The organism is Bifidobacterium sp. POST2/T3 (B1), from assembly GCF_058197115.1.
In genome coordinates, this window is the sequence record NZ_JBVPQK010000091.1 from 1 (window position 1) to 8775 (window position 8775).

The following is an 8775-nucleotide window of genomic DNA, read 5'->3' on the forward strand; positions in this document are numbered from 1 at the left end:
GAGGATGGCCCCACCCACCAGCCCATCGAGCACCTGACCGCCATTCGCGCCATCCCCCAGATGGAGGTTGTGCGCCCGGCCGATCAGTACGAGACCGCTGAGGCTTACCGCGCCTTCTTCGAGAAGGACAACACCCACCCTACGGCCATGATCTTGACCAGGCAGGGCGTACCCACCCTGGAGGAGACCAAGGCCAAGGCCCGTGAGGGCGTGCGCAAGGGCGCCTACGTGCTGGTCGACACCGAGGGCCAGCCGGATGTGCTGATCATGGCCACCGGCTCCGAGGTGCAGCACGCTGTGGCCGCCTCCAAGACCCTGGCTGAGCAGGGCGTCAAGGCCCGCGTCGTCTCCGTGCCCTCGCTGGAGTGGTTCGAGGAGCAGGACGACGAGTATAAGGAAGCCGTTCTGCCCGCCTCCGTCAAGGCCCGCGTCTCCGTTGAGGCCGGACTGGCCACGCCCTGGTACAAGTACCTGGGCAGCTATGGCAAGCCCGTGTCCATCGAGCAGTTCGGCCTGCAGGGCAGCGGCGACGAGAACATGCGCGACCTGGGCATCACAGCCGATCATGTGGTCGAAGCAGCACAGGCCTCCCTGGAGGAAGTCCGTCAGGCCCGCTGAACCCGGCATCGTGATCAATCGGGGGCCGTCCGCGACGCCGGCCCCCTCCCCTTCAGGCACGCCCGAAACGCGGCCTGCGGGAATACAGCAAAACACTTCCCGGTAGTGCATAGTGAATGTGATTCCATCGGGAACCCAAATAAGGAGTGACAAGATGGCAGAAAATGCAAACACCCAGCGCACGAGCGATTCAGGTGTCTCGATCTGGCTGGACGATCTGAGCCGCACCCGCATCGAGTCGGGCAATCTGCAGCAGCTGATCGCCGAGCGCAATGTGGTGGGCGTGACCACCAACCCCTCGATTTTCCAGAAGGCCCTGAGCCAGGTGGGTCCCTATGACGAACAGCTCAAGCAGCTGGGCCGCATCCCCGTCGAGCAGGCCGTCCGTGAGCTGACCACCACCGACGTGCGCAACGCCACCGACATATTCCGTGAGGTTGCTGAGAAGACCGACTATGTGGATGGACGCGTCTCCATCGAGGTCGATCCTCGTCTGGCCCACAACACCGAAGAGACCGAGAAGCAGGCCGAAGAGCTCTGGAACAAGGTCGATCGGCCCAACGCCATGATCAAGATCCCCGCCACCCTGGAGGGCCTGCCTGCCATCACCGCCACCCTGGCCAAGGGCATCTCGGTCAACGTGACCCTGATCTTCTCTCTGGAGCGCTACAAGCAGGTTATCGACGCCTTCATCGAGGGCATGGTCCAGGCCGACAAGAACGGCCATGACCTGAAGCATATGGGCTCGGTCGCCTCCTTCTTCGTTTCCCGCGTGGACACTGCGGTTGACAAGTTGCTGGAGGCCAATGGCTCTGACGAGGCCAAGTCCCTGGAGGGTAAGGCCGCTGTGGCCAACGCCCGCCTGGCCTACGAGCTCTTCGAGAAGGCCTTCGACAACGATCCCCGCTGGGCCGACCTGGAAGCCAAGGGCGCCAAGCGTCAGCGTCCGCTCTGGGCCTCCACCGGCACCAAGAACGCCGCCTACTCAGACTGCAAGTACGTGGATGAGCTGGTGGCCCCTGACGTGGTCAACACCATGCCTGAGAAGACCCTGAACGCTCTGGCCGATCACGGCAACGGTGCTCCCTCGGTCAAGGGCAACTACGAGGAGAGCCACCAGGTGATGCAGAAGCTGGCTGACCTGGGCATCAACATCAAGGATGTGACCGACAAGCTGGAGGCCGATGGCGTCGCCGCCTTCATCGACTCCTGGGATTCGGTCCTCTCCGACGTGCAGAAGGGCATCGACCGCGTCAACGGCTGAGCACCATCAGTATCCATGAATCATTCCCCAATCTACTGGAATGAGGAAATGGAAAAGGCTCCCTCCGACAACAGCCGGAGGGAGCCTTTTCCATCATGTGTAATAAAGTCACTTTGTCGGAGTTGAACTTTCGACAAACGTACTTAAAAAATCAAGGTACTCAAGGAGAAAAATGTCGCGTTATTCAACAATTACGATATTTGCTTAAAATCTTGAGCTATGACTACCCCACCGATTAACCCGTGGATCATATGTAGCTACTGCCAAGGTAGTATCAGATTGACCATAATAAGCAAGCCATACTCCATGGAATTGAACCAGGCCCTCAACAAACGTTACATTAGGAATCATCCCATTTAGGTCCTCAAAGGATTGAGGGGCCAGCCATGGAATCTGCATTCTAGCAAGAACCTGCCCGGGTCGGTCCGGATCAATTGCAAACTGTCCGCACCTATAATCAACGTCGTACGTCCCATCGCTTCTAAGAGTGCGAACGGCCCCGTTTACAAGGAATATTAACAAGCCATTGTCAGCCATTATCGGAGGGGCACCAATCTCAACTAAATCAGCATCGAAGCTGCCGGATGTAGGACTATAAATCGGATGCTTGTCGTCACTTAAAGGTTGCCAATGAATCAGATCACTACTGGTTGCAGCGTAAATGCAGCCTTCTCCGAAGTACATCCACCACTTATTCTGAATGCGGAACGGAACGATTACTCCAGCCTTGGACCAATCAAATCCTCTGGCATCTTTAGTGGCTGCAAAAGTGTCAAAATCACTAAAAATCGGGCCATGCTTGGTCCAGTTGTGCAAGTCTGTTGATGTCGCTAAGCACAGTAGGGCGCTATGCCGATCCCAACCGGTATAGGTTAAATAGTATGTGCCATCAATCTTAGTTATACGTGGGTCCTCACAGCCATATAGGTCATAAGCCTCGCTAGGCGATAAAATCGGATTCTTTTCTCGATCGAAATGAAGACCGTCTGAGCTATGGGCTAGGCCAATATGAGAAACTATGTCAGTTGAATGAGCACGGTAAAGTAGCACAACCTCATCGTCAACTACGATGGCCGCAGGATTATATAGGTTTGCTGATTCCCAGCCTTTTCCTAATGGACTGAGGATCGGATTGTTCTCATAAGGTGTGAAGGGCCCTAAAGGGAACGCTGCTCTACTGTTCATGAAATGCATGTCGTTAGTCGGGTTCATTCGTTAATTAACCTTTCGTTGCTGAACCTATATCAGAGGCAGTGAAATATTTCTGGAAGAGGCAAAAGATGATAATTATAGGGAAAGCCAGGACTGTTGCACCCGCTAAGATGGCACCGTTTGGATTCGCCATGCTCTGCGAAGCTGTAGTGATGAAATTAGCCAAAGAGACAGCCAATGGCTGCATAGATGCGTCCTTAGTGATAAGGAAGGGCCAGAGAAATTCGTTCCAAGGGCCAATGAATGTGACCAAAATAGCTGTTACGAGTGCTGGTCTGACCATAGGGATGGCAATAGACCACAAAATTCTGATTTCACTGGCTCCGTCTATTCGAGCCGCCTCAAAAATAGAACGAGGCAGACTTTTGAAAAACTGAGCAAAGATGAACACTGCTGTAGTGTTGATGGCAAAGGGAAGAATCATGCCAATGTAGGTATCTCCCAAGCCATAACTGCGAGTGATTTGAACATAGAGGGGAATCATGAGCAGCTGAAACGGAACCGTCTGAACTAGCAGTATTAAAATCCATGTGAAACCACGACCAGAAAAATCAAGACATGCTAATGAGTAACCAGCTAATAGTCCAAAAACCACAGTCCCAAGCAGAACGCCCCCCACGAAAATCCCTGAGTTGAGTAAGGAACCCCATAGATTGATTCGACCATTGATCGCTACGAAATTATTAAAGGTCCAACCGCTCAAGGGCACCAAACGAGAAGGAGTGTTGGTTGGATTGCTCTGGAAAGCTCCTACGACCATAAAATAGAACGGAAAGGCAAAGATTAGTGCAGCGATAGTAAGCAGACCGTAACGCAGTACTCTGCCCACAGTTTGTCTATGTTGTCTGTTTTTCCCTTCGACTAGCTGATTATGATTCTTGTGGACTCCTTCTTCCTCGGGGAAACCATTAGGTTTAGCAGATGATTCAGTACCAAATTTGAAACGTTGATCGATGTCGCTCATGTTAAGTCTCTTTGTTCAGACGATTAGTCAATAGCGAAATGAAGCCGACCAGGATAACTAGCAACATGCCTATGGCTGAAGCCAAATCAGGATGCTGTTGCTGGATACCAAGCTGATAGATCAAGAGCACGGGTGTATTGCTGGCTCCATTCGGCCCACCTCCATTGGTCAACAGATAAGGTTCTGTGAACATGTTTGCCCCTGTGATGATGGCTAACAGCAAAACCAATGTAGTGGTTGGACGAACACCAGGCACAGTAACATGAAGGAAACGCTGAACCGCGTTCGCCCCATCAACTGCTGCAGCCTCATGCAACTCTTTAGGCACATTTTGAAGCGCTGCCAAATACAACAAAATATAAAAGCCCAATTGTTTCCATGTCACATAAAGGGCTATAGAGGGCATGGCAAGATGTTCGTTGATCAACCACGAAGGATTTGGCGCCAGAGAACCTAATAAGGCGTTCACCAGCCCTTTCTGCGAAAAAAGCAGCATCCATACACCTACTAGTGAGACACTGGCGGTGATATATGGCAGGTAAAAAGCAATACGGAAAGCCGTAGCCCAGCGGATACCTGCATTAAGTGCCGCTGCCAGCACAATCGAAAGAACAACCGTTAGAGGAACGTTGATAATCAGAAACACTAGTATATTTTTGAAGGATTGAAGCACATCAGGATTTGCCAACACCTGTGAGAAGTTTCTGAATCCCACGAAAGGCTTATCAACTTGCGCTCCAGGAGCTGTGAAAAAGTAATCGTGGAAAGCCATATAAGTGGCGAAGCACAGAGGATAGGCAAAGATGAACAAGACAAAGATGGCATAAGGCAGAGCAAATAACCCACCAATGGGTTCTTTCCCCAGCCACCGCCGCCACCCTTTAACGGGTGACGACGAACGCTTAAAATTCTTGACACTCAAAGTTTAGCCCTTCCTGGCCAACTCGTTGATCGACTTTGCAGCAGAGTCGACAAATTCCTGTGATGAAGTTTTTCCAAAGATCACATCGTTCGACCAAAGTTTACGGAAGGTCTGCCAAACTTCTACAGAATTCATCAAACTTGGTACATCACCAGTTCGTAAAGCCTGATCAACATAAGGTTTATAAGCCGGGTTTTTTGCTACAAAGTTCTGGTATATTGATCCGCTATCGCTGCGGACGGGAATCTGTCCTGTAGCTTCAATAAAGCGCTTATCCTGGTCTTTGCAGGTCGAGTATTTGAGGAATTTCCAAGCAGTACCTTGAGCCTTACAGGAAGTAAACATAGAGATATTCTTTGAATCAGCAAACGTAGTTACATCTTTTTTCCCGTCTTTGGTAGGTATGGGCATCACGCCTGTGTTTACCTTGCCTTTGTACGCAGCAACAGCCCAAGGGCCAGCCAGTTGCATTGCCGTAGTACCTTGAGACATAGCATCATCTGTCGGTTTCTCTTTAGGTGCTAGATTCTCTGCGTAAAGAGTTCGGAAGAATTCTGTGACATCACGTCCATTCTCGTCATCGAATGTGGCTTTTTTGTCCTTTATCAGCGGAACACCATCAGTAGCAGCGAGATAAAGCGGGTAAAAGTCGTTCCACGGCTGGTAGAACTCATTAGTCGGTGCAGGCCAGATGGCGCTTTGCGAGGCACCAGAATTAACGATTTTACGGGCGCCTTCCAAGAAGCTAGCGTAAGTATCCATCTTGGGGTTCTCGGGATCAATCCCTGCTTTCTGGAAAATGTCTTTGTTATAGATGAGCATGATGGGATTCTGTTTCCAAGGAAGTTGGTAGTAATCACCATTGGTTTTATAATGCTCAGCGCTTTTACCGCTGCGTCCTTCGATATAGCTGTTTCCATCCGATATCTTCGATAGGTTCACCAGCCCACCTTGACGAACCCAACCTGGTACAGCCGAACTAGAAATATTGTAGATAAGGCATGGGCTTGTTCCGGCAGTTATGGCAGCAGTTATCGCTTCCTCTGACGATGATGAGGCCGGGATTTCCTGAGCCTTGACTTTTTCGTTAGGGTGTTTTTCATTCCACGAAGAAACCACGGCTTTGCCCCATTTAAGCTCTTGTTCATTGTTGGAGAGCCAAATCTTGATGGGACCTGTAGAACTTGTTGTGTTTTTACCCGAATTGGCATCAGGAGCACCACACGCCGATAGTCCGAGCGTAAAGGCTAGTACAGTAGTTATAGTTGTCTTCAAGAAAATAGGATTCTTCTTCAACGTATTCCTCCTTGAATACATTTCAAATAACTCAATTCGATTTATCGCCCGATTAACAACCTCCTTTCACCGGGCATATGTCTCCCCCAAATATCCAAAGTCTTGGTATATCCCATACTTTTAGGCGGATTAGTTCAATCGAGCATGGTGCCCTCCGTACTTTTACGCCAGCGAACTTTCGGTCGCTGCACTTCTATCGATTGCGGAGTACCGCCTTGAATTACAGCAAGCAACTGTTTAGCGGCCAACTGTCCACGTTCGTATGCGTTCGTTGAGACGCTGGTCATTGGCGGATTGAGGTGAACAGAAATAGGATCATCATCAAAACCTGCTATTGACAGATCTTCGGGTATACTCATGCCAATGCTTTGCGCATACGACAGCCCGGCTATGGCCATGACATCATTCGAGTAAATTATTGCGGTGGGTGGCTGCTCAAGCGACAGAAGCTCTCGTGTCAGTTTTAGTCCACTTTCTGCAGTGAAGTTTCCTTCCCTTAAGAACTCGTCTGTTCCAGTTTCGTCCAAATAAGATATGACTCTTTCATTGGAGTGAACGTAACGCAGTGGGCCTGAGATATGAGCGACTCTGTGGTGACCCCGGGTTTTCAAAGTACGAACCAACGTACGCATAGGAGCCCTGTCATCCACCCACACACTTGAAAAATCCGGCGCTTGGTTATCATTGCTCGATTGCACCAAAACTACTGAAGCTTCCAGCTCACGTAAAAGATCAATTCGCCAGTCGCTGTATGTGAGATCCAAAACTATGAACCCGTCGACCCGACCTTGATACATTGAACGATAAGCTCGAGCTTCTGCTTGTTGGTCAGACACCATTTGTAGGACCAATGCCACTTCGCTTTTAACCAAAACTGATTCCACACCAGACAAAAAGACCGAAAAGAACATGTCTGAATGGAGAACCTGAGGATCTCGCGCCAGCACGATGCCAATAGCATTGCATCTTTTAGCTGCAAGTGCCCGCGCACTGGAATTAGGAACCCAACCCAATTTTGCAGCGGTATCGATTACTCGTTGCTTTGTTGTTTCCGATATCGGTCTGTGACCATTGAACACATGAGAAACTGTGCCCTTTGTGACACCTGCCTCACGCGCTACATCGTCTATCGTCGGCTTTCGCTTCATCAGACCTCCCTCCCTTATCGGCTAGTGACTTCAATATCACGTTGAAATCGAGATTATAACGGTTTGATAATTGGGTCAAAGCGGTTTGATTATCGGCGTGTCAAAACGTTTTGATAGGAGTTTGATATGTCTTAGTTTGTTGCCTATTGACATAGCTTTAACGCATTGAGGATATTATTAATTCAATAATAGTTATGTTATATTGTGATACAAGAATTATGCCTTAATAATGGAGTTCTTAAAACATTAAGACATTGGTGTTTACTATGAATTGTATAAGTATATTCTTTTATACCTATTTTGAACTTATTCCTTCTACGAGAAGGTCATTCAACTTGTCAAAAGCTGGAACTATTAAGTATTGTGCACTGCCCGGTGTTCCCGAACAGTGCACAATGCGCATCTAAAACCAAAGTGAAGAATTTATATTCTAATCTCTGGCATTTTATGTCAACGAGCTTTATTCACAAACCAAAGTTCGTTGCTTAGATTTGGTGGTTTACTCTGCCTTGGTCTCCTCGACCACATGCTGCAGGGTGGCGATCAGGGCTGGGCTGTCGTTGGGCATGTTCAGCCTGGTCAGGGTGCCGCCGGCGGATTCGATGGCCTTGGCCAGCTCCTGATCGACGTCATAGCAAATCTCCAGGTTGTCGGCGATGAAGCCGATGGAGGCGGAGATGATGGTCTTCATGCCGCTCTTGGTGATCAGATCCTTGGCCACGGTGACGAAATCCGGTCCGATCCAGGGTTCATCGGTGCGGCCTGCCGACTGCCAGGCCAGCACGTACTGATCCTCATTGAGACCGGCGGCCTGAGCCACGGCATTGGACAGACCGATGACCTCATCCTTGTAGGGGTCCCCTCCCTGGATGATGCGTAGGGGCAGGGAGTGGGCGCTGAAGATCACCTTGGTGTCCGGCCGGTCGGTCAGATCTTTTTTGGCCACCAGCTGGTCGCTCCAGAAGTGGATCAGTTCTTGGTGATTCCACCAGGACCGCACCGGCAGATATTCCATGCCCGGATGGGCTTCGATGGCCTTGCGGGCGCGGTTGTGATAGTCCTCACTCGAATAGGAGGAGTACTGCGGGGCCAGGGGCAGGCCAATGACCCTGGTGATGCCATCTGCGGCAATCTGGTCGACTGCATCCTTGATGAAGGGAGTGATGTACTTCAGCCCTTGGTAGACCTTGTAGGCACCGGGGTGGGCCTTGTCCAGCGCACTCTGGAGACCGTCGCGCTGGGCCGTGGTGATCCTGGCCAGGGGCGAGGGAAGACCGATGGCCTTGTAGCGGCCGACCAGCTGGTCCATGAGCGGCTTGGGCGGCTCCTGCCCATGGCGGATATTGGTGTA

General features: G+C 50.6%; 8 protein-coding genes. 2 read left to right on the plus strand and 6 right to left on the minus strand.

Features of this window, described 5'->3' with window-relative positions:
* Positions 1-618: transketolase-like TK C-terminal-containing protein (locus AC0AP0_RS05910; RefSeq protein ID WP_490429698.1), on the plus strand; the 618-nt coding region annotated here is incomplete at its 5' end.
* A 154-nt stretch (positions 619-772) separates the two neighbouring features.
* The gene (tal, locus tag AC0AP0_RS05915) at positions 773-1882 is read left to right on the plus strand and encodes a transaldolase (RefSeq protein WP_490429699.1); all 1110 of its coding nucleotides are present in this window, start codon (positions 773-775) and stop codon (positions 1880-1882) included.
* Between the two features lie 204 nt (positions 1883-2086).
* Here the strand turns inward: tal and AC0AP0_RS05920 are convergent, their stop codons facing one another.
* The 6 genes from AC0AP0_RS05920 to hemH form a co-directional block, all read right to left on the minus strand.
* On the minus strand, positions 2087-3094 hold the full coding sequence (locus AC0AP0_RS05920; protein ID WP_490429700.1) for a glycoside hydrolase family 130 protein: 1008 nt from the start codon (positions 3092-3094) through the stop codon (positions 2087-2089).
* A gap of 7 nt (positions 3095-3101) precedes the next feature.
* The gene (locus AC0AP0_RS05925) at positions 3102-4058 is read right to left on the minus strand and encodes a carbohydrate ABC transporter permease (protein WP_490429701.1); all 957 of its coding nucleotides are present in this window, start codon (positions 4056-4058) and stop codon (positions 3102-3104) included.
* Position 4059: 1 nt separating this feature from the next.
* Positions 4060-4980, minus strand: coding sequence for a carbohydrate ABC transporter permease (locus AC0AP0_RS05930; RefSeq protein WP_198184181.1), 921 nt, complete (start codon positions 4978-4980; stop codon positions 4060-4062).
* A gap of 3 nt (positions 4981-4983) precedes the next feature.
* Positions 4984-6276: an ABC transporter substrate-binding protein gene (locus AC0AP0_RS05935; protein ID WP_490429702.1), complete on the minus strand. Its 1293-nt coding sequence runs from the start codon at positions 6274-6276 to the stop codon at positions 4984-4986.
* 134 nt (positions 6277-6410) lie between these two features.
* Entirely contained in the window at positions 6411-7424 is a 1014-nt protein-coding gene (locus AC0AP0_RS05940; protein ID WP_198184183.1) for a LacI family DNA-binding transcriptional regulator, read from the minus strand.
* 499 nt (positions 7425-7923) lie between these two features.
* Positions 7924-8775, minus strand: an 852-nt coding sequence (hemH, locus tag AC0AP0_RS05945; RefSeq protein ID WP_490429703.1) for a ferrochelatase, incomplete at its 5' end; no start/stop codon positions are given.